Annotated in this window: 14 protein-coding genes; 5 read left to right on the forward strand and 9 right to left on the reverse strand. The window is 74.2% G+C overall.

What is annotated here, in order from left to right:
• Positions 1 to 39 precede the first annotated feature (39 nt).
• Together JQX11_RS29865 and JQX11_RS29870 are read right to left on the reverse strand one after the other, a co-directional pair.
• The gene (locus JQX11_RS29865; protein WP_204928259.1) at positions 40 to 1,041 is read right to left on the reverse strand and encodes an ArsR/SmtB family transcription factor; all 1,002 of its coding nucleotides are present in this window, start codon (positions 1,039 to 1,041) and stop codon (positions 40 to 42) included.
• Positions 1,042 to 1,320: 279 nt separating this feature from the next.
• Positions 1,321 to 2,358 carry a hypothetical protein gene (locus JQX11_RS29870; RefSeq protein ID WP_204928260.1) on the reverse strand — a complete coding sequence of 346 codons (1,038 nt, stop codon included), beginning with the start codon at positions 2,356 to 2,358 and terminating at the stop codon, positions 1,321 to 1,323.
• Positions 2,359 to 2,397: 39 nt separating this feature from the next.
• On the opposite strand from JQX11_RS29870, the gene JQX11_RS29875 reads away from it, so the two are divergent.
• Positions 2,398 to 3,030, forward strand: coding sequence for an NUDIX hydrolase (locus JQX11_RS29875; RefSeq protein WP_204928261.1), 633 nt, complete (start codon positions 2,398 to 2,400; stop codon positions 3,028 to 3,030).
• An 84-nt stretch (positions 3,031 to 3,114) separates the two neighbouring features.
• On the opposite strand, the gene JQX11_RS29880 is transcribed toward JQX11_RS29875, so the two are convergent.
• Positions 3,115 to 4,206, reverse strand: a complete 1,092-nt coding sequence (locus JQX11_RS29880; RefSeq protein WP_204928262.1) for a mannose-1-phosphate guanylyltransferase — start codon at positions 4,204 to 4,206, stop codon at positions 3,115 to 3,117.
• A gap of 63 nt (positions 4,207 to 4,269) precedes the next feature.
• Entirely contained in the window at positions 4,270 to 5,415 is a 1,146-nt protein-coding gene (locus tag JQX11_RS29885) for a glycosyltransferase family 4 protein (RefSeq protein WP_204928263.1), read from the reverse strand.
• Between the two features lie 151 nt (positions 5,416 to 5,566).
• On the opposite strand from JQX11_RS29885, the gene JQX11_RS29890 reads away from it, so the two are divergent.
• Positions 5,567 to 6,256, forward strand: a complete 690-nt coding sequence (locus JQX11_RS29890) for a TIGR03089 family protein (RefSeq protein WP_204928264.1) — start codon at positions 5,567 to 5,569, stop codon at positions 6,254 to 6,256.
• A 329-nt stretch (positions 6,257 to 6,585) separates the two neighbouring features.
• Here the strand turns inward: JQX11_RS29890 and JQX11_RS29895 are convergent, their stop codons facing one another.
• Positions 6,586 to 8,562 carry an acetoacetate--CoA ligase gene (locus JQX11_RS29895; protein WP_204928265.1) on the reverse strand — a complete coding sequence of 659 codons (1,977 nt, stop codon included), beginning with the start codon at positions 8,560 to 8,562 and terminating at the stop codon, positions 6,586 to 6,588.
• A 449-nt stretch (positions 8,563 to 9,011) separates the two neighbouring features.
• Entirely contained in the window at positions 9,012 to 9,527 is a 516-nt protein-coding gene (locus tag JQX11_RS29900) for an acyl-CoA thioesterase (protein ID WP_204928266.1), read from the reverse strand.
• A gap of 23 nt (positions 9,528 to 9,550) precedes the next feature.
• Between JQX11_RS29900 and JQX11_RS29905 the strand changes: the two genes are divergently transcribed.
• Positions 9,551 to 10,222, forward strand: coding sequence for a hypothetical protein (locus JQX11_RS29905; protein WP_204928267.1), 672 nt, complete (start codon positions 9,551 to 9,553; stop codon positions 10,220 to 10,222).
• 140 nt (positions 10,223 to 10,362) lie between these two features.
• On the opposite strand, the gene JQX11_RS29910 is transcribed toward JQX11_RS29905, so the two are convergent.
• Positions 10,363 to 11,526 carry an acyl-CoA dehydrogenase family protein gene (locus JQX11_RS29910; RefSeq protein ID WP_204928268.1) on the reverse strand — a complete coding sequence of 388 codons (1,164 nt, stop codon included), beginning with the start codon at positions 11,524 to 11,526 and terminating at the stop codon, positions 10,363 to 10,365.
• 249 nt (positions 11,527 to 11,775) lie between these two features.
• Here JQX11_RS29910 and JQX11_RS29915 point away from each other — a divergent pair, with 249 nt between their 5' ends.
• Together JQX11_RS29915 and JQX11_RS29920 are read left to right on the forward strand one after the other, a co-directional pair.
• Complete coding sequence (locus JQX11_RS29915; protein ID WP_204928269.1) at positions 11,776 to 13,203, forward strand: UDP-glucose dehydrogenase family protein; 1,428 nt, start codon at positions 11,776 to 11,778, stop codon at positions 13,201 to 13,203.
• A gap of 156 nt (positions 13,204 to 13,359) precedes the next feature.
• Positions 13,360 to 18,261, forward strand: coding sequence for an SCO7613 C-terminal domain-containing membrane protein (locus JQX11_RS29920; protein WP_204928270.1), 4,902 nt, complete (start codon positions 13,360 to 13,362; stop codon positions 18,259 to 18,261).
• A 287-nt stretch (positions 18,262 to 18,548) separates the two neighbouring features.
• On the opposite strand, the gene purE is transcribed toward JQX11_RS29920, so the two are convergent.
• Both purE and JQX11_RS29930 read right to left on the reverse strand, forming a co-directional pair.
• Positions 18,549 to 19,040: a 5-(carboxyamino)imidazole ribonucleotide mutase gene (gene purE, locus JQX11_RS29925; RefSeq protein ID WP_204928271.1), complete on the reverse strand. Its 492-nt coding sequence runs from the start codon at positions 19,038 to 19,040 to the stop codon at positions 18,549 to 18,551.
• Entirely contained in the window at positions 19,037 to 20,197 is a 1,161-nt protein-coding gene (locus JQX11_RS29930) for a 5-(carboxyamino)imidazole ribonucleotide synthase (protein ID WP_204928272.1), read from the reverse strand. The genes purE and JQX11_RS29930 overlap by 4 nt, the downstream gene beginning before the upstream one ends.
• Positions 20,198 to 20,334: the final 137 nt, after the last annotated feature.

Genomic DNA, 20,334 nt, shown 5'->3' on the forward strand with positions numbered 1-20,334 from the left:
GCCCGCCGCCCGCCGCCCGGCGGGCGGCGGGCGACGGGGTCAGGCGTCGAGCACGGCCCGGCCGAGGGGGGTCAGGGTGTGCAGGACCGTGTTACGGTCCCGGCGGCTGACCAGCAGGCCGGCGTTGCGCAGCACGGCGGTGTGCTGGCTGGCCGCGGCGGCCGAGATGTGCAGCCGGCGGGCCACCTCGCCGGTGGTCGCGCCGTCGTCGCTGACTTCGAGCACCGCCGCCCGGGTGCGGCCGAGCAGCGCCGCCAGCGCCTCCCGGCCGCCCTCCCCGGCGGGCCGGCCGCCCTCCCCCGGTGACGGGTCCAACCCGCCGAGCCGGTCGGCCGGGTAGACCAGCACCGGCGGGAGCGCCGGGTCGAGCAACGCGACCGGGGTACGCGCGCAGAAGAACGACGGCACCAGCAGCAGTCCCCGACCGTCCAGGTGCAACTCCCGCCGGTTCGGATAGTCCAGGACCTGGAGCACGCCGGAGTCCCAGCGCATGCCCGGCCGCAGGCTCGCCAGCAGCCCCTCCGCGCCACCGTCGAGCAGCGCCCGGGCCCGTACCGCGCGGTCGGCCTCCACGGCGGCCCTGATCCGCCCCCAGTACGGGTCGATCGCCACCGACCGGTACTGCGTCATCGACTCGGTCAGGTGGCGCAGCACCTCCGGCTCACCCCGGGCCAGCGCGGCGGCCGACGACGGCAGCGGGTTCGCCCCGGCCAGCAGGGTCAGGTCCCGGCGCAGCAGCTCCGTCGGGGTGGACCGGACAGCGTCCAGGCCCGCCTCGAAACCGTCGAGGCTCTGGTAGGGGGTGAGGAAGTCGGGGAAGTAGCCCCGGGGCGGGTTCAGCGCGAACAGCAGCCGGAACTGGTCGGCGGCGGTGTCCCGGCGCAGCCCGGCGGCGACCCCCTGACGCCAGCGCGCCATCAGCGGATCGCGGGTCCGCCCCTGCAGCAGGTGCAGGCTGAGGACCAGCTCCCACACCGGGTCGGCGGCGGGGGCGACCCGGGTCCGGAGGATGTCCTCGCGGGAGAAGTGGATGGTCAGCATGGAGCGCTCCTGGGGCGGGGCAGGGGGAGGCCCGCCGACCCACTGAACTGTACCGGGCGGCACTTATCTCCACTTTTAAGCGTGGGCTGAAAGACCTCGACGCCCGTCGCGCCGGTTGGCATGCTCCTACTGCCCGGTACGACACGCGGGGTTCTTCCCGCTGCCGGTCGGGCGGGTCGGGGTCCACCGAAGGTGACGCCCGGGAGGCACCACGAGGGTCTGCGGCCCTGGTTCCGCAGAGGTGTCACCCGGGCCCCACCGCCCCTCCGGTGGGTGGGGTCAGCCGATCCAGAGCGCCACCCGGTGGTCCTCGTCGGTGACGTAGAAGCTGCGTCCGTCCATCTCGGCCACCCCCTCGACGTTGCGGAATGGTGCCAGCTCCGCCACCACCTCGCCGGCGATCCGACCGTCGTCGGCCGGCTCCCACCGGAACCTGACGTGCCGCGAGGTGACCTCGCCGCCCGTGGGGTGGTCGTCCAGCAGCACCGATCCCTTGCCCAGCGCGTCGATCGAGCCGACCACCGCCGCGTACCCGCCGTCGGCGGTCGGGGTGACCGCGCGGAAGCCGACCAGCGCGCCGGGCGGGGTCACCCCGGTCAGCACGTACGCCCGGCCGGCGCGCGGCCAGCCGCCGCCCGGGGTGAACATCTCCGGCACCCCGGCCAGCTCGACCAGGACCGGTTCCCCGTCCACGGTCACCGGGAATCGCAGCCCCAGCAGCACCGTCCCCTCCGGGGTGAACGCCGCCGCCTCCACGTTCAGCGGCAGGTCGTCGTCGGCGAGCCGGCGTACCCAGGACTTGGCCCGCGCGGTGCCCCGGGACACCGTCTCGCCGATGAACCGCTGGCGCACCCGCTCCCCCGGCGGCAACGGGGTGAACGCCGCCTTCACCAGCGCGTCGTTGACCGCCCGGTGCACCCGGAACCGGTTGCGGACCACCTGCACCGGCAGCGTCCCGGTGGCCGCGTCGTCCTCCCGGAAGCGGGCCACGAACGCCCGGCGGGGGCGCAGCGGGCCGGCCTTGGACCCGAAGTGCGACCCGAAGACGTACACCCAGCCGTCGTGCGCGGCGAGCGCCTCGCCGTCCTCGGTGCGACCGTTCTCGACCCCGGCGTCGGCCCGCACGTGGTGGGCGACCCACTCGCCGTCGGTACGCTCCAGCAGCAGGGCCAGGCAGTATTCCACCGGCCCCTCGTCGAGCACCGTCCAGAAACCACGTACGGCGTCGTGCGCCCGCAGCAGGGACCGGGAGTTGACCGGCAACAGGTCACTGGCCTCGTTGCCGGCGACCACGAACTCCAGAAGTCTCAGGTTCACCGCGCCAGGGTACGGAGCGCGCGCTCGTAGAGTGTCGGAATGCCCGACGCCTTCCCCACCCCACCCCCGGCCGCCGCGACCACCCCATCCCACCCCGCCGGGCCGCCCGCTGCCGGCGGGAACGCGACGCTGCACGCGGACGCGGTGGCGGTGCTGACCGGCTGGACGCCGACCGGACCGGCCGCCGAAGGGGCCCGGGACCGCACCCTCGACCTGCTCGCCGACGGCCCGGTCGCGCTGACCCGCCACCACCTGCCGGGTCACCTCACCGCGAGCGCGCTGATCCTCGACGCCGCCGGGGAACGGGTGCTGCTCTGCCTGCACGGGAAGCTGCACCGCTGGGTGCAGTTGGGCGGGCACTGCGAACCTGGTGACGCGACGCTGGCCGGGGCGGCGCTGCGCGAGGCCACCGAGGAGTCCGGCATTCCCGGGCTGGTCATCGACCCCGTACCGATCGACGTGGACATCCACCCGGTGCGCTGCCAGGGTGGCTCGCTGCACCACGACGTCCGGTTCGCGGTCTTCGCCCCGCCGGGCGCGGTCGAGCAGGTCAGCGACGAGTCGGAGGCGCTCGGCTGGTTCCCGACCGACCGGCTGCCGGAGCCGCTCGCCGGCGGGACCGCCAAGCTCGTCGCGCCGGCCCTGGCCGTGCGCGCCCGCCAGCCCCGCTGACCGCGCCGCGACCTCCGCCCGGGTGCCGACCCGCCCGGCGGTCGGCGCGTGCCGCCGCCGGACGGGGTCAGGCCGTGCGGTGGTTCAGATCAGTCCGTCCTCGCCCCGGGCCTTCAGTTCGTCCACCAGGGCCTTGACGTCCTGCGCCCGGTCACGGGGGCACACCAGCACCGCGTCGGGGGTGTCCACCACGATCAGGTCGCGGACCCCGACGGCGGCCACCAACCGACCCGACTGCGGCACCACCACCAGGTCGTGGGCGTCGTGCAGCAGCACCCCCGGCTTGGCGTCGGCCCCCAGCACCACGTTGCCGTCCGGGTCGGCCGGCAGCACCTCGCCGAGGGTGTGGAAGTCGCCGACGTCGTTCCAGCCGAAGTCGCCCGGCACGGTGGCGACCCGGCCGGCGGTGGCCGCGCCCTCCATCACCGCGTAGTCGACGGAGATCTTCGGCAGCGTCGGCCAGACCGTGCCGAGGACGTCGTCCTGCTCCGGGCCGCCCCAGGCCGCGGCGATCGCGGTCACCCCGGCGTGCAGGTCCGGCTGCTGGCGGGCCAGCTCGGCGAGGAAGACGTCCACCCGCCAGACGAACATGCTGGCGTTCCAGAGGTGCCGACCCGAACGCAGGTACGCCTCGGCGACCGGCGCGGCCGGCTTCTCCTTGAACTCGGTCACCGGGCGCAGCGGGCCGTCACCGGTCGGCTCCCCGGTCTCCAGGTAGCCGTAGCCGGTCTCGGCCCGGGTCGGGGTGATCCCCACCGTCATCAGCAGACCCTGCTCGGCCCCCTGGACCGCCGCCCGGACGGTCCGCACCCAGGCGGCCGGGTCCCGGATCAGGTGGTCGGCGGCGAACGAACCCATCACCGCCGACCCGTCGCGCCGGGCGATCACCGCCGCCGCCAGCGCGATCGCCGCGCAGGAGTCCCGGGGGGACGGCTCCACCAGGATGTTCTCCTCGGGCACCCCGCGCAGTTGCCGGGCCACCGCCGCCGCGTGGGCGACGCCGGTGACCACCAGGACACGCTCCGGTGTGGTCAGCGGCGTCAGCCGGTCGACGGTCGCCTGGAGCAGCGACGCGTCGGTGCCGGTGAGCGGGTGGAGGAACTTGGGGTGCCCCGCGCGGGACAGCGGCCACAACCTCGTGCCGCTGCCACCCGCCGGGATGACGGCGTAGAGCATCAGCACATCATGCCCGAACCGTCCCAGGTCGGATGGCGGCTCGGCCGTACCGTCAGCGACCACTCAGGAACGGGCCCGGCTCCACGCGGCGATGTGCACCTCGGCGCTGGACGCCCAGGTGAACTCCTTGGCCCGGTCGAAACCGGCCTTGGCCAGCGACGACCGGCGCTGCTCGTCGTCGAGCAGGGCGGCCAGGTCGGTGGCGATCTGGTCCGGGTCCTCGCTGGTGTAGGCGACCGCGTCGCCGCCCACCTCGGGCAGCGAGAGCCGGGGCGTGGTGAGCACCGGCGCGGCGCAGGCCATCGCCTCCAGGATCGGCAGGCCGAACCCCTCACCGTACGACGGGTAGGCGGCGACCAGCGCGCCGCCGAGGAAGCCGGGCAGGTCGGCGTAGCGCAGGTAGCCGGGGCGCAGCAGCCGCAGGTGCGAAGGGACCTCGGCCACCGCGCGGTCGATGTCGTCGTCGTGCCCCTGACCACCGGCGACCACCAGGGCCGGCGGGTCCTTCCGGTCGGCCACCGCCCGTGCCCAACCCCGGATCAGGTTGGGTACGTTCTTACGCGGCTCCTTCGCCCCGAGGAAGGCGACGTAGCTGCTGCCGCCGAGCCCGAGCCGGGCCCGTACCCGTGCCTTCTCCTCCTCGCCCGGGGCGTGGAAGGCCTGCTGGTCGACCCCGTGGTAGGCCACGTCGATCCGGGTCGGGTCGGCGTCGAGCAGCCGGATCAGCTCGTCGCGGGTGGCCTTGCTCGGCACGATCACCCGGCTGGCCCGGCGCAGCGACGTCTTGATCGCGCTGCGGAAGAACGTCCGGCGGGACTTGTCGTAGTGCTCCGGCTCGGTGAAGAACGTCGCGTCGTGCACGGTCACCGTGACCGGGCAGCCGGCCCGCAGCGGGCAGGTGTAGAACGGCGAGTGCAGCACCTCGGCACCGACCTGCTGGGCGAGCAGCGGCAGGCCGGTCTGCTCCCAGGCGAGCCTGGCCGGGCGGTGGGCGACGGCGGCCGGGGCGGGGATCACCTCGGCCTTGGGCAGCATCCGGGTGTAGCGCTCCAGGTCGGTGCGGAGGCTCACCACGACCAGGTCGACCGTCTGACCGCACACTGTGCCCAGGGCGCCGAGCAGGCCATCGACGTATCTACCGACGCCGCCTCGATCGGCGGGGACACTCGTGGCGTCGATGAGCACGCGGGGCGGGCGACCGGCGGTCACGGGGCGACTCCTTGCAGTGGCGGGTCTGTGGGGAACAACACTCCGGGCAAGCCTACGCCGGAGCGCGGCACGGACGCTGACTCCGACCCGACCGTACGCCGACTTGTCATCGCCATCGAATACGGACGGCAGGGGCGTATCGTTCGCGCCGATGGCCGACAACATTGCCCGGGTGTTCGCCGCCGCGATCGCGGCCGACCCCGCCCGCCCCCTGCTGACCTGGTACGACGACGCCACCGGCGAACGCACCGAACTCTCCGGCGCGACCCTGGCGAACTGGGTGGCCAAGACCGCCAACCTGCTCGTCGACGAGCTGGCGCTGAGCCCCGGTGACCCCGCCGGGGTGCTGCTGCCGCCGCACTGGCAGACCGCCGCGGTGCTGCTCGGCTGCTGGTCCGCCGGGTTGACGGTGCGTGACGAGCCGGGTGCCGTGGACGTGCTCTTCGTCGCCGCCGACCGGGTTGCCGAGGGGGACGCCTGGCCGGCCGGCGACCGCTACGCCCTGGCGCTCGCCCCGTTCGCCGCCCCGCTGCGCGAGGTCCCCGCCGGGTACGCCGACTACGTGGTCGAGGTACGCACCCAGGGTGACCACTTCACGCCGTCCACCCCGGGTGGTCCGGCCGACGCGGACCTGCTGGCCGAGGCGGACGCCCGCGCGACGGCCCTCGGCATCTCCCCCGGCGACCGGCTGCTGGTCGACGCGGCGGTCCACCCCGACCCGCGCGACTGGCTGCTCGCCCCGCTGCTGCGGGGGGCGACGGTCGTGCTGACCGGCAACGCCGACCGGTCCCGCCTCGCCAGCCGCGCCGACACCGAACGCACCACCCACACCCTGACCTGACCCCCGCCCCACCGCGCCCCCGCCGCGCGCCCTTGCCCCGGCCCTGTCGCGCCGCACCCTGGCCCGCCTCCCCAGCCCCGGCACAGCTCCGACCCGCCCCGCCCCGACCCGGCCCGGTCCGGCCCGACCCGGTCCGGTGATCAAGAGGTTTGCGTCATCTGTTCGCGGCCTGCTGACGCAAACCTCTTGATCGCCAGACTCCGGCGGGGCGAGGGCGCGGTGATCAAGAGGTTTGCGTCAGGGATGGCGGGTGGGGTGACGCAAAGCTCTTGATCACCGGGGCAGGGCGGCGCCGGGTGAGGGCGGGCTGAGGCGGGGGCGGGGTGGGGTTACGGGGTGGGGCGGGTCTGGGCGAAGGTGGCGAAGGCGGTCAGGGACTCGGGGTTGGCCAGGGCGCCCTTCGCGGCGGCCGACTCCACCGGGGTGCCGGTGAGGATCTTCTTGACCGGCACCTCCAGCTTCTTGGACGACAGGGTGCGCGGCACCGCCCTGACCTGGTGGATCTCGTCCGGGATGTGCCGGGGCGACAGGGCGGTACGCAGCTCGCGGGCGATCTTCTTCCGCAGCGCGTCGTCGAGTTCCAGGCCCTCGGCGAGCACCACGAACAGCAGCAGCTCCCCCGCGCCGCCCTCGTCGTCCTCCAGGTGCACCACGACCGAGTCGACCACTTCGTCGAGGCCCTCCACCACCGAGTAGAACTCGGCCGTGCCGAGCCGTACGCCACCCCGGTTGAGGGTGGCGTCGGAACGGCCGGTGATCACGCAGCCGCCCCGCTCGTTGATGGTGATCCAGTCGCCGTGCCGCCACACCCCGGGATAGACGTCGAAGTACGCCTCGGCGTAGCGGCTGCCGTCCGTGTCGTTCCAGAACCCCACCGGCATGCTCGGCATCGGCGCGGTGATCACCAACTCGCCCAGTTCGCCGAGGACCGGGGTGCCGTCGGACGAGCGGGCCTCCACCTTCGCCCCGAGTGCCCGGCAGGTGATCTCCCCGGCGTGCACCGGCAGCAGCGGCACCCCGCCGACGAAACCGGTGCAGACGTCCGTCCCACCGGACAGGGACTGGAGCTGAAGGTCGGTGCCGACCGTGTCGTACACCCAGGTGAAGCCCTCGGCGGGCAGCGGCGCGCCGGTGGAACCGACCCCGCGCAGCGCGGACAGGTCGGCGATCTGCTTCGGCACCAGGCCGGACTTGCGGCAGGCCAACAGGAACGGCGCGGACGTGCCGAAATAGGTGGTGCCGGTCTCCTCGGCCAGCCGCCACAGCGCACCCAGGTCGGGGTGGCCGGGGTTGCCGTCGAACAACACGATCGTCGCCCCGACGGCCGGCCCGGAGACCAGGAAGTTCCACATCATCCAGCCGGTGGTGGTGAACCAGAAGAACCGGTCGGCCGGGCCGAGATCGTGGTGCAGGGCCAGCATCTTGAGGTGTTCGAGCAGGATGCCGCCGTGCCCGTGCACGATCGGCTTCGGCAGCCCGGTGGTGCCCGAGGAGTAGAGCACGTAGAGCGGATGGTCGAACGGGACCGGGGTGAAGGTCAACGGCTCGTCGGTCTCCGCCGCCAACTCGGCCCAGCTCAGAGCATCCTGCGGTACGTCGGCGGTGCCGCTGGGGTGCAGGTAGGGGACGTGGACGGTGCGGGTCAGCGACGGCAGGGCGGCCCGGATGGCGGCCACCTCGGCCCGCCGGTCGACCGGCTTGTCGCCGTACCGGTAGCCGTCCACGGCCACCAGGACCTTCGGGGCGATCTGCTGCCAGCGGTCGACGACACTACGGGTGCCGAACTCCGGGGCGCAGGACGAGAAGATCGCCCCGAGGCTGCTGGTCGCCAGCAACAGGACGTACGTCTCGGGGATGTTCGGCGCGTACGCGGCCACCCGGTCCCCGGCGGTGACGCCGAGCCGGCGCAGCCCGGCCGCCACCCGGCGGACCTGCTCCCGCAGCTCGGCGGCGGTCAGGGTGACCGGCGGGCGGGTCTGGGAGTGGGCGACCACCACCGGGTCGTCGTCGGCCCGGCCGGGCATCCGCAGCACGTTCTCGGCGTAGTTGAGCGTCGCGCCGGGGAACCACCGGGCACCGGGCATAGCCGCATCGCTCAGGGTCGCCGTCGGCGGAGTGTGCGCCACCACCTCAAAGTGGTCCCAGATCGAGCGCCAGAAGGCGTCCAGGTCGGTGACCGACCACTGCCACAGCGCGTCGTAGTCGGCGAAGTCCAGCCCCCGGTGCTCCCGCAGCCAGCGCAGGTAGCCCCCGATCCGGGACCGTTCGCGTACGTCCGCCGGCGGCGTCCACAGCACGTCACCCACCGCTCCACCCTCCCTGAGGCCCCACACGGCACTGTGCCCGGCCATGCCGCCATCTTGCCTACCTCGCAGCGCCATCATCCACACCGGGGCCCGACACGGAAACGTGCCCCGCGCACACAATCCGTCCCCACCTGCACACACAGCCCTCCCGAGCCGGACGGGCTAGGGCCGGGAGCCGGGCCCGACTCGCGCCGGGCTCGGGCTGGGCTGGGGCTCGGGCTGGGGCTCGGGCTGGGCTCGGTGATCAAGAGATTCGAGTCAGCATTCAGCGCGAATTTGACGCGAACCTCTTGATCACCGATCCACGTCCCGGTGATCAAGAGATTTGCGTCAGTCTCGCGTCGGATGTTGACGCAAACCTCTTGATCACCGGGACGAGGGCGGGCGGGGAGAGCGGAAGGGGAGGGAAGCAGGAGAGCAGGAGGGGAGGGCCGGGGAGCGGGTGGAGGTCAGGAGGCGCGGTGGGCCTGGATGGCGCGGCGTTTGGCGAGGCGGTGGGCGCGGCGGATCTCGGCCTCCTTGTAGCGGCGTTCGTCCTCGGCGGTCTCCGTGAGCACCGGCCGGACCGCCCGGGGCGCGCCGCCCACGTCCACCCCCACGAAGACCAGGTACGCGGTGGCCACCCGGACCGGTTCCTCCTCGGCCGAGTCCCACCGCTCGGCGACCACCTTCACGCCCACCTCCATCGAGGTGTTGCCGGTCCAGTTGACCTGGGCGTGGGCGTGCACCAGATCGCCCACCCGGACGGGTTCGGAGAAGACGATCTCGTCGATCGAGGCGGTCACCGCCGTACCGCCGCTGTGCCGGGCCGCCGCCGCCCCGGCCACGTCGTCGACGAACTTCATCAACACCCCACCGTGCACGGTCCCGTACAGATTGACATCGACAGCGGTCATGATGCGACTCAGCGTGACCCGGGAGTACGACGTCGGCTTGCCGGCAGGGGTGGTGGGGTGCTCGGTCATGGCAGAAACGGTACGGTGCGCCAATGCGACATCTCTGGAGCTTCCTCGCCGGGTTGGTGGTGGCGCCCGTCACGTGGGTGTTGATCACTCTCGGGCAGGACGGGTCGGGCCGCACCGTGGACCGCTGGGTGGAGATCGGCACGTACAGCACGGCCAACCTGATCGAGCCGGCCGTCTACCTCGGCGTCGCCGGCATCCTGCTCGGCCTGGTCGGCACGCTGCGCACCTCGCCGGTCGGCCCGCTCGTCGCAGGGCTGCTGCTGGTCACCCCGTACGTCGGGATGTTCATCGCGCCGTTCACCGTGCTCGACCGGATCCCGAGCGACTGGAAGGTGCTCGGTGACCCGCTGCCGCTGCGTCAGCCGGTGCAGGACGGCACCCTGTTCCTGATCGGCCTGCTGCTGCTGATGGCCGTGTTCAGCGCCCAGCGGTGGCGGCGCTGGCCGCAGCCGGCGACCGGCTCGGAACCGGCCCCGGCCGACGACGACGCCCCGCCGCCGCCCAGTTTCGCCACGAGCGACTGGCCGCCGCCCCCGCCGGCCCGCAGCGAGCCGGACACGGCCCCGCTCACCCTGGGCTACCCCGATCTGGACACCCCCACCGAGCCGCTGCCCCGGCGGACCAGCAGCGAGTCGCCGTGGTCCGCGCCGCCGCGCTACGGCGCGAAGCCGGAGAACAGCACCGACAACCGTTGACGCCCCGCCGGGTGGGCCGGACCGGAGCCGGCCCACCCGCACCCCGATGATCACGGCCGGGGACTGTCGGGATGGACCGGCTTCGGTCAGTGCGCCGGCCATCTGCGCAGCGGGCGTCCGCAACGCAAGAGCTACGCCCGTCAGTCCTTGAGGAGTTGGCGGGCCATGACGATGCGTTGGACCTGGTTGGTGCCTTCGTAGATTTGGGTGATCTTGGCGTCGCGCATCATCCGTTCGACGGGGTAGTCGCGGGTGTAGCCGTAGCCGCCGAGGAGTTGGACGGCGTCGGTGGTGATCTCCATGGCGGCGTCGGAGGCGAAGCACTTGGCCGCGGCGCCGAAGTAGGTCAGATCCGCGTCGCCGCGCTCGGACTTCCCGGCCGCCGCATACGTCAGTTGGCGGGCGGCTTCGAGTTTCATGCCCATGTCGGCGAGCATGAACTGGATGCCCTGGAACTCGGCGACCGGTTTGCCGAACTGCTTGCGTTCGCGGACGTAGCCCTTGGCGTAGTCCAGGGCGCCCTGGGCGATGCCGACGGCCTGGGCGGCGATGGTGACGCGGGTGTGGTCCAGGGTGCGCATCGCGGTGCCGAACCCGGTGCCGGGCTCGCCGATGATCCGGTCGGCGGGGATACGGACGTTGTCGAGGTAGACCTCCCGCGTCGGGGAGCCCTTGATGCCGAGCTTCTTCTCCGGCGCGCCGAAACTCACCCCCGGGTCGGACTTCTCCACCACGAACGCGGAGATCCCCCGCGACCGGGCGGCCGGGTCGGTGACGGCGAACACGGTGTAGAACTCCGACACCCCGGCGTTGGTGATCCACCGTTTCACCCCGTTGAGGACCCAGTGGTCCCCGTCCCGGACGGCCCGGGTGGTCATGGACGCCGCGTCGCTGCCGGCCTCGGGCTCGGACAGGCAGTACGAGAACATCGCCTCGCCCGCCGCCACCGGCGTCAGGTAACGCCGCTTCAACTCCTGCGACCCGGCCAGCAGCAACGGCATCGTGCCCAGCTTGTTCACCGCCGGGATCAGCGACGACGAGGCGCACGCCCGCGCCACCTCCTCGATGACGATCGCGGTGGCCAGGGCGTCCGCGCCGGCCCCGCCGTACTCGACGGGGATGTGCGGGGCGTGGAAGTCGGCGGCCCGCAGGGCGTCGTACGAGGACTTGGGGAACTCCCCCGTCTCGTCGGCCTCGGCCGCGTGCGGGGCCACCTTGGCGGCACAGACCTCGCGGACCGCCTCGCGGACCGCGTCGTGCTCCTCGGGCAACCGGTAGACGTCGAACGTCTGTTCTGCGGCCATGTCGGCCCTCCCCTTTCACCGCTATCATGCGCAGTCTGTGTGCCGTCTCCAGGCCGCCGACTGCCGCAGACTGAAGGATAGCCATCGTGGTTCCCCACCACGTTACCGGCCGGTAGGATCGTGCCGGGCAGGCGTCGACAGCGCACAACTACGCTGACCGAACGACAGGTTTTCCATCGGTGCCCGGCCAGGCGCCGCAGCCGATTGCGACGCAGTGAAGCGCCGCCAGTGCGAGCGGAGAAGACAGGCGTGACGATCCCGTACCCGAACATCCAGCCGGCGCCGACCATCTCCCCGGTGGCGCCCCCCTCGGGTGCGCCGCGTCCCCGGGTGACGTTCCTGGGCACCGGCTACCTCGGCGCGACGTACGCCATCTGCTACGCCGAACTGGGCTACGAGGTGCTCGGCTTCGACGTCGACGCCGACAAGATCGCCAAGCTGAACGCGGGCGAGGTGCCGATCCACGAGCCGGGCCTCGACGAGCTGCTGCGGCGCAACCTGGCCGCCGGTCGGCTGCGGTTCTCGACCGACATCGCCGAGACCGCCGAGTTCGGCGACGTGCACTTCATCTGCGTCGGCACCCCGCAGCGGGCCGACGGCATGGGCGCCGACCTGTCGTACGTCGAGGCCTCGGTGACCGCCCTGGCCCAGCAGCTCACCCGCAAGGCGCTGATCGTCGGCAAGTCCACCGTGCCGGTCGGCACCGCCGAGTGGGTGGAGCAGCTCGTCGGCAAGCACACCCCGGACGACCTGGGCGTCGAGGTGGCCTGGAGCCCCGAGTTCCTCCAGGAGGGCTTCGCCGTCGACGACGTGCTGCGCCCCAACCGGATCGTGGTCGGCGTCAAGACCGAGTGGGCCAACGCCATGCTCTACGCCGCCCATAAGGGCGTCTTCGACCTGGCTGCCACCGAGGACCGGGAGGTCCCGCTGGTGGTCACCGACTTCGCCACCGCCGAACTGGTCAAGGTCGCCGCGAACGCCTTCCTGGCCACCAAGATCTCCTTCATCAACGCGATGGCCGAGGTCTGCGAGGCCAGCGGCGGCGACGTCACCCAGCTCGCCCGCGCCATCGGCTACGACCCGCGGATCGGCAACCGGTTCCTCCAGGCCGGACTCGGCTTCGGCGGCGCGTGCCTGCCCAAGGACATCCGCGCCTTCCAGGCCCGCGCCCAGGAGCTGGGTGCCGGTGAGGCGCTGCGCTTCCTGCACGAGGTCGACCTGATCAACCTGCGTCGCCGCACCCGGGTCCTCCAGCTCGCCGCCGACCTGCTCGGCCGCCGGTCCGGCCCGGCCGGTCCGGACTTCTCCGGCACCCGGATCGCGGTGCTCGGCGCGACCTTCAAACCCAACACCGACGACGTCCGCGACGCCCCGGCGCTCGCGGTCGCCGCGCTGCTCGCCAAGGCCGGCGCCGACGTGCACGTGTACGACCCCCAGGGCACCGAGAACGCCCGCCGGGTCGCCCCCGAACTGGTCTACGAGTCCAGCGTGAACGACGCCGTCTCCGGGGCCGACCTGGTCTGCGTACTCACCGAGTGGGCCGACTTCCGCAACGCCGACCCGGTCGCCCTCGGCGAGCTGGCCGCCGGCCGTCGGGTCGTCGACGGCCGCAACTGCCTCGACGCGGCACTGTGGACGCAGGCCGGCTGGGAGTACCGGGGCATGGGTCGCCCCTGACGACACCGCGACGCGCCGGCGCGGGAGGTGATCCTCCCCGCGCCGGCGCGTTTTTTGTACCCCTAACGGAGCGGCAGGTGTCGAAATCCACGCCCGCTCAGGGCATGCTGCGTGGGGGCGGCGTCCACAGTGCGTCCGGCCGGGTGGAGGGATGTCGTGGAGAGCTTCCAGTGCTCCTCGTGCGGGCGGCAGATCAAGCCGGCGGCCCGCTGCCCCAACTGCGGGGCCGAGCAAGCGCAGTGGCGCGAACACCTGGCCGAGATCGAACGCTCCATCGCCGAGATGAAGGCCCGCGACGCCGAGATCGCCCGGGAGCAGCGGCAGATCGCCGCCAAGATGCAGGCCGCCCTGTTCCAGCGGGACATCCTCGCCCACGCCGGTGAGGAACGCATCAAGCAGGCCACCCGGCCGCGTCGGGTGCTGCGCCGCAAGGCGGACCGGCGACCGCCCACCGCCACCGCCGGGGCACCGCCCCGGGTGCCCCGGCAGGGTGCCCCCGCCGGGCCGGCCGGTCCCGACGAACCACCGCTCCCACCGCCGTACCGGACCGCGACCTGGCTGGGCGCGGACAACCCGGAACACCCGGCCGAGGCCTCCTCCCGGGAGGTGCAGAACATCCCGCTCGGGCTGGGCGCGCTGGTGCTGGCCGTGGCCGCGGTGGTCTTCGCCGCCGTCGCGACCAGCTCGATGGACGCCCTCGCCCGGCTCGGCATCCTGCTGGTCGCCACCGTCCTGCTGCTGCTCGCCCCGCCGGTGCTGGCCCGCCGGGGGTTGACCTCCACCGCCGAGACGATCTCCACGGTCGGCCTGCTGCTGGTGCCGCTGGCCGGGTACGCGCTGTGGGCGGTCGACCGGATCGGCGCGTCCGGGGCGGTCTTCTCCGGGGTGATCTTCGCGCTGACCACCGGCGTCGCCCTCGCCTACGCGCTGGGCACCGGCCTGCGGGCGCCCCGGTTCGCGGCGGTGCTGGCCGCCCAACCCGTGGTGCCGCTGCTCGTCTACGAGTGGATCGGCGGCCCGACCGGCTGGGCGGTGGTGCTCACCGTGGTGGCCGTGCTCGACCTCGCGCTGGTCCGCTCCGGCATCATGCGGGAACGGCCGGCCGCACCGGAATCCACCTCCGACCGGCCCGCCGGGCCGCCCCGGCAGCGGGTCGCCCCGGACGGCCGGCCGGAGGGGGCGCCCGAGGAGTCGGGCGAGGTGCTCGACGGCACGGCGGCCACCCCGGGCGGCGTCCCCCGGCCGGTGCCGTGGCTGGCCCAGACGACCTGGCTGCTGCACGGGGTGGCGGTGGCCCTCGCCCTGGCGTACGCGGTCACCGCGCTGCTGCGGGCGCAGACCGTACCGGCGGCCACCGCCGCCGGCGCGGCGCTGCTGCTGGCCGCGGCGGTGGGCCTGGCCGGCACCCTACTGCTGCGCCGCGCACCGTTGCCCGACGTGGGCGCCGGCATCCTCACCCTGGCCGTGATCGGCGCGCTGGGACGGGTCGCCTCGGTGGCCTTCCCGGGCCGGGCGCTGCTGCTGATCGCCGCGGTCATCACGGTGACCGGGCTGGCCGTGCGGGCCGTACCGGAAGCCGCCCGGCGGGGGCCGCAGCTCGCCTCCGCGGCGGCGCTGACCGTCAGCGGCCTGGTGGTGGCCGGCGGTGCGCTGCGGGCCGGGCTGGCACCGGTCCAGGCGGCGCTGCCCGCCTGGCAGGCCGACCTGACCGCGTTCCCCGGCGAGGTGGCGGCGGCGGCCGGTCCGTCCGCCGGGCAGCTCGCCGCCAGCGCCCTGCTGCTCACCATCGCGGCGGTGCTCGCCCTGCCGCCGGAGATCCGCCGCGAGTTCGCGGTGGTCGGCGCGGGGCTGACCGCGCTGGCGGTGCCCGCCTCGCTGGGTCTGGGCTGGGCGGCGGCACCCTGGCCGATGGTGCTGGCGGCGGTCGCGATCGGCGTCGCCGGGCTGTGGGCCGGCACCACCCGGGCGGCCGTGGTGCACGCGGGATCCGCCACCGTGGTCGGGTTCCTCGGGGCTGGTGCCGCGCTGAGCCGACCGGCGCTGACCGCCGCCGCCCTGGCCGTGCTGATGCTGGCCGGCGTGCTGGTGGCGCTCGCGCCCCGGGTCCGGATCGCCCCGGCCGCCGCCGACGTCCTCTCCGGCTGGGCCGCCGGCGGCGCGTCGCTCGCGCTGCCCGGCGCGGTCACCGCGTTCGTCGCGGCCACCGAGCCGTCCGGGCCGGTGCTCACCCCGGCGGTGCTGCGGGAGCTGACGGTGCCGATCCTCGCGGCGGGGTTCCTCGCCGTCTGCGTCACCCTCGGCTATGCGGCGATGATGCAGGTGTCGCAGCGGCACCTGAGCCTGCCGCACGCCGTCGGCACCGGGCTGGGCGCGCTGGCGGTGATCGGGGCCGCCTTCTTCGCCCCGGGCCGCACGGCCGCCGACGCCTGGCTCGGCGGGCTGGTGCTGACCGCCACCGTGCTGCTGCTCTTCGCCGGTCGGATCGACGCGCGCCGCCCCTCGGACCTGGCGTTGGACGGTGCCGACCTGGCCGCCGCCGCCGTCACCACGGCGCTGATCGCCACCCTCGCCCGGATCACGGCGGTCATCTCGCCCGGTGGGCAGCTCGCGGTCGCCGCCGTGCTGGTGCTGGTGGTCGCCGTCGCCGCGCGGGCGATGCCCGAGGAGTGGCGGCGTGGGCCGGTGCTCGGCATCGCCGTCGGCGCCGCCCTGATCGGGGTGCTGGCCGGCTGGTCGGCGCTGCGCGGCGGGGTGGGTGTGCTGGCCACCCCGGGTCCGATCTGGGCCGGTGACCTCACCGGTTGGCCGGCCGCGCCGACCGGCGGCTCGACCTGGCAGGCTCCCGTCGCGCTGGCGCTGCTCGCACTGGCCGCCGCGATCCTGCTCCCCACCCCTTGGAAGTACGACGTGGCCGGGGTCGGCGTGGTGCTGGCCACCGTCGGCGTCCCGGCCGCCTTCGACCTGCCGTGGTGGTCGCCCGTCCTGGTGGGGCTGACCGTCGCCACCGTCTTCGGTACCGCCGCGGTGGCCTCCGCCGACCCGCGCGCCGGGCTGTCCCGGGCCACCGTGGCCGGGGTGGTCGCGCTACACGCCGCCGGGGCCGGGCTGGTGCGCCCGTGGACGACCGCGCTCGCCCTGGGCGGCATCGCGCTGATCGGCCTGACCGTGGCGGCGATGGCCCGGTCCCTGGCCCCCTCGCTGGTCGAGGACGTCGAGACCGAGGGGATGCCGCCGCACCTGGTGCAGATCGGTGGTCTGGCGACCGCCGCCGCGCTGCTCGCGCTCCCCGGCGCGGTCGCCGCGCTCGCCGCCGAGTTCGGCCACGGGGCTCAGGTGGTGCTGACCGCCGCGCTGGCCGCGTCCAGCTTCGGGCTCGCCGCGGTGGCCGCCGTCCGCCGGCAGGTCCCGCAGTATCTGCCGTACGCGAGCGCGGCGGTCGCCGGCGGGGCGACCGTCAGCGCCGTGGCCGCCATCTTCGTCGACCTCCCGTCCGGGGTGTTCGCCGCCGCGGCGGCGCTGCTCGGGGTCCTCGCCGAACTGGTCCGGGCGGCGACCGTGCCACCGGTCGGGTCCGCACAGCCGGTACGTCGCTGGGCGGTCCTGCTGGACGGCGCGCTGCGCCGGCTGCCCGACGACGGCACGCAGCGACGCTGGCGGATCGACCCGGCCGCCGGGGCGCTGGCCGCAGCGGCCGTGCCCACCGTGCTGGCCCTGATCTCCCTCGCGCCGCTGCTGTTCGTGGCGCTGGTCGAGCCGCACCGGATGCTCGTCCACGTCTGGCAGGGGCCGCCGCCGCAGTTGCGGACCCCGCCACCGGAACTGGTGGACCCGACGCACGTGCTGACCGCGCTGCTGCTCACCGGCACCGCCGCGCTGGCCGCCACCGGCCTGGCCGGTGGCCGTCGGTCCCGGGCGGTGCCGGTGGTGCTGCCCGGTCTCGCGGTGACGCTGCTGATCACCCCGATCGCGTTGGGCATGGCCTGGCCGCAGAACGCCCTGGCCGCCCTCGCCGTCTTCACCATCTCGATGCTGGGGCTGGCGTTGACCCCGCCGCCCCCGCTGGCCGAGCGGGCCCGGTCGCTGCGGCTGGCCCGGGTGCTGGTCTTCGTCATCGGCTTGGCCGGTGGTGGCGCGGGGCTGGCCGGCAGTCTCGCCAGCGAGGGGCTGACCCTGTTCACCCTCGGTGGCGCGGTCGGCGTCGGGGCGGTCGCCGCGCTCTTCGGCACCACCGGGCGGGCCCGCATCCTCGGCTGGCTGTTCGCCTCGCTGATGGCGCAGCTCTTCGTGCTCACCGCCGGTCTGGTGGCCGGTTTCCCCGCCGTCTGGTCGGCGTTCGGTGTGCTCGCGGTGGGCGCGGCGTTGCAGGTGTTCGCCGCGACGCTGCCCCGGCTGCGGCGACCCGAGGCGCACCGGGAAGCCGCCACCGTCGAGTGGAGCGGGTACGCCGCAGCGCTCATCGCCCTGGCGTTGGCGTTCGACTCGCCCCGGCACATCGCCGCCCTGCTCGCCGCCTGGGGCGCCGTGCTGGGTGTGGCCGCCGTCCGGCCGGGGCGGCGACCGGTGGAACGCCGCATCCTGTTCTGGGCGGTGGTCGCCTGCGAGATCGTCGCCTGGTGGATCATGATGCGGGTCGCCGACGTGGCGCTGCCCGAGGCGTACACGTTGCCGTTCGCGGCGCTCGCCCTGCTGGTCGGCATCCTCGAACTGCGCGACCGCCCCGACCTGTCGAGCTGGGTGGCGTACGGCCCGGCGCTGGTCGCGGCGTTCGTGCCGACGCTGGCGATCGTGCTGGCCACCGACTCCAGCATGCTGCGTCAGGTGCTGCTGCTGCTCGGCGCGGTCGCGGTGCTGGTGTACGGCTCGACCAGCCGGCAGCAGGCCCCGGTCATCGTCGGCGCGGCGGTGACCGCGATCGCGGCGGTGCACGCCCTGTTCAGCCTCGGCCCGTGGCTGGTGCTCATCCCGGTCGGCCTGGTCCTGCTGGTGCTCGGGGCGAGCAACGAACGCCGCCGCCGCGCCCAGGACCGGCTCCAGACCGCCCTGCGCTCCATGCGGTGAATCGGAGGGTCACGGCGGGGTCGGACGTGGTCGGGCTCGGTGAGCCAGGTGGTCGTGGGCCTCCACGGCCTGGCCAGGTGGTCGTGGGCGTCCACGGCCTGGCCAGGTGGTCGTGGGCGGGGCCGGGCATGGTGATCGACTCGCTTGGGACGACGTTGCGGTATCGACGGGGCCGGCTACCGCAACATCGGCCCCATTGCGCGGGCTGCCTGGCCCGAAGGGCTGCCCCGCTCGGGGGCTGCCCCGCTCGGGGGCGGCCGCGCCTCGCGGGCGGTCCCGCCTCAGGGTCAGGTCAGGGAGGCGCGGAGGGCGGCGTCCTTCTCGGCGACCAGGTCCTCCAGATCGGCCTGGAAGGAGACCATCCGGGCGCGCAGGGCCGGGTCGGTCGCGGCCAGGATGCGGACCGCGAGCAGGCCGGCGTTGCGGGCGTTGCCGATCGACACGGTGGCCACCGGGATCCCCGCCGGCATCTGCACGATGGACAGCAGCGAGTCCATCCCGTCCAGGTGCTTGAGCGGCACCGGCACCCCGATCACCGGCAGCGGGGTGACCGAGGCGACCATGCCGGGCAGCGCGGCGGCCCCGCCCGCCCCGGCGATGATCACCTTGAGTCCCCGGTCGGCGGCGTCCCGGCCGTACTCGATCATCTTGACCGGGGTGCGGTGCGCGGAGATCACCGCCACCTCGTACGGGACGTCGAACTCGTCCAGGGTGGCGGCGGCGGCCTTCATCACCGGCCAGTCCGAGTCGCTGCCCATGATCAGCCCGACGGTGCTCACCCGTGCCCCTCCCGCAGCCAGCGGGCGGCCCGCGCCGCCCGCGCCCGTACGTCGTCCAGGTCGTTGCCGAGCACCGTGACGTGCCCGATCTTGCGGCCGGGTCGGACCTGCTTGCCATACAGGTGGACCCGGGCGCCCGGTTCGGCGGCGAAGAGGTGGTGCAGCCGCTCGTCGAGGGACATCCCGCCCGGCTCACCGCCGAGCACGTTCGCCATCACCACCACCGGGGCGGTCAGCGAGGTGTCCCCCATCGGGTAGTCGAGCACCGCCCGTAGGTGCTGCTCGAACTGCGAGGTCCGGGCCCCCTCGATGGTCCAGTGCCCGGAGTTGTGCGGGCGCATCGCCAGCTCGTTGACGACCAGCCCGGTGTCGGTCTGGAACAGCTCCACCGCCAGCAGGCCGACCACGCCGAGCGCGGTGGCCAGGTCGATGGCGAGCTGCTGGGCGGCGACGGCCGACTCCTCCGGCAGGCCGGGCGCGGGGGCGAGCACCTCGACGCAGATCCCGTCCCGCTGCACGGTCTCCACCACCGGATACGCGGCGACCTGTCCGAACGGCGAGCGGGCCACCTGCACGGCCAGTTCCCGGCGCAGCGGCACCCGCTCCTCGACGAGCAGCGAGGTGCCCCCGGCGAGCAGGGTCGCGGCCAGTTCGGCGGCCTGCCCGGCGTCGTCGACCAGCCACACGCCACGCCCGTCGTAGCCGCCCCGGGCCGCCTTGAGCACCACCGGCCAGCCGTGCTCCGCGCCGAAGGCGAGCAGGTCCGCCGGGTCGTTCACCGGCCGCCACGCCGGGTTGGGGGCACCGAGCGCGCCGAGCCGTTCCCGCATCACCCGCTTGTCCTGGGCGTGCAGCAACGCGTCGGCGGGCGGGAACAGCTTCACCCCCTCGGCGGCGAGGGTGCGGATGTGTTCGGTCGGGACGTGCTCGTGGTCGAAGGTGACCACGTCGCAGCCCTTGGCGAAGGTGCGCAGCGCGGCGACGTCGGTGTGGTCGCCGTACTGCACGTCGGCGGCGACGAGCGCGGCACCGTCGTCGGGGGCGAGTGCCAGCACACGCAGTGACTGGCCGAGGGCGATGGCGGCCTGGTGGGTCATCCGGGCCAGTTGGCCGCCACCCACCATGCCGACGACGGGCAGACCGGTACGGGAGTCCATAGCGCCGCCAGCCTAACCGGGCCGGCCCGCCGGTCGACCCGAGGGCCACCCGTCCCTGGCCGGCGGCCGTGCACCCGACAGCCCGGAGCCCGGCCGGACCGGGGTCAGGTGGATCATCAGCGTGGAACGGCCGCCGG

Source organism: Micromonospora humida, from assembly GCF_016901255.1.
Classification (GTDB): domain Bacteria; phylum Actinomycetota; class Actinomycetes; order Mycobacteriales; family Micromonosporaceae; genus Micromonospora; species Micromonospora wenchangensis.

Bases quoted from the DNA above. Each gene is read 5' to 3' on its own strand.
- JQX11_RS29865 (WP_204928259.1), bottom strand. From the start codon at position 1,041: ATGCTGACCATCCACTTCTCCCGCGAGGACATCCTCCGGACCCGGGTC.
- JQX11_RS29875 (WP_204928261.1), top strand. From the start codon at position 2,398: ATGCCCGACGCCTTCCCCACCCCACCCCCGGCCGCCGCGACCACCCCA.
- JQX11_RS29880 (WP_204928262.1), bottom strand. From the start codon at position 4,206: ATGCTCTACGCCGTCATCCCGGCGGGTGGCAGCGGCACGAGGTTGTGG.
- JQX11_RS29890 (WP_204928264.1), top strand. From the start codon at position 5,567: ATGGCCGACAACATTGCCCGGGTGTTCGCCGCCGCGATCGCGGCCGAC.
- JQX11_RS29900 (WP_204928266.1), bottom strand. From the start codon at position 9,527: ATGACCGAGCACCCCACCACCCCTGCCGGCAAGCCGACGTCGTACTCC.
- JQX11_RS29905 (WP_204928267.1), top strand. From the start codon at position 9,551: ATGCGACATCTCTGGAGCTTCCTCGCCGGGTTGGTGGTGGCGCCCGTC.
- JQX11_RS29910 (WP_204928268.1), bottom strand. From the start codon at position 11,526: ATGGCCGCAGAACAGACGTTCGACGTCTACCGGTTGCCCGAGGAGCAC.
- JQX11_RS29930 (WP_204928272.1), bottom strand. From the start codon at position 20,197: ATGGACTCCCGTACCGGTCTGCCCGTCGTCGGCATGGTGGGTGGCGGC.